This is a genomic window from Burkholderia territorii (assembly GCF_902833055.1).
Taxonomy (GTDB): domain Bacteria; phylum Pseudomonadota; class Gammaproteobacteria; order Burkholderiales; family Burkholderiaceae; genus Burkholderia; species Burkholderia territorii.
Window position 1 is genome coordinate 1 of the sequence record NZ_CADFEJ010000073.1, and the last position, 631, is coordinate 631.

The window sequence follows — 631 nt, forward strand, 5'->3', positions numbered from 1 at the left end:
GCGGTGTTGAAGGTCGCCGTCTTGCCGCGCTCGGCCGCGGGCAGGCTCGCGCCCGTCACGGGCGTGGCGCCCAGGTCGGCGAAGCTGGTGCGCGTGTAGAGCGCGCCCAGCGTGAAGTGGCCGAGCTCGTACGCGGTGCCGGCGCCGAACTCGCGCTGCGAACCGGCCGTGGCATAACCGCTGAAGATCGGGCTGGTGAAGTTGTTGCCGGTCGCGCTGCTGGTGGCATTGTTGCCGAACAGCGCGAAGTTTGGATTCTTCACGTACAGATAGGCCGCCGCGAACTTGAAGGGGCCCTGCTGGTAGTCGGCGCCGGCCGAGATCATCTCGTTGCGCGTGACCTGCCCCGCCATGCCGCCCAGGCTGTAGGTCGCCCCCAGTTGCAGGCCGCGATAGCGCGGGCTCACGTACTTGATCGCGTTGTTGGCGCGCTCGGTGCCGTCCACGTCGTCCAGGCCCGCCGGGTGATAACCCCAGCCGGCGCCGCGCGCGGCCCAGTCGGTGCCCGAGGCGAACTGGCCGAGATAGCTCGACAGCGTCAGGTACTGGCGCCCCAGCGTGACGGTGCCGTAAGGCGTGCCAAGCCCGACGAAAGCCTGCCGGCCGAACATCAGCCCGGCCTGCAGCGCGC

At 69.9% G+C, this 631-nt stretch carries 1 protein-coding gene; it reads right to left on the reverse strand.

The features are described from left to right. Nucleotides 1–631, reverse strand: a 631-nt coding sequence (locus HW466_RS31045; protein ID WP_176316138.1) for a porin, incomplete at both ends; no start/stop codon positions are given.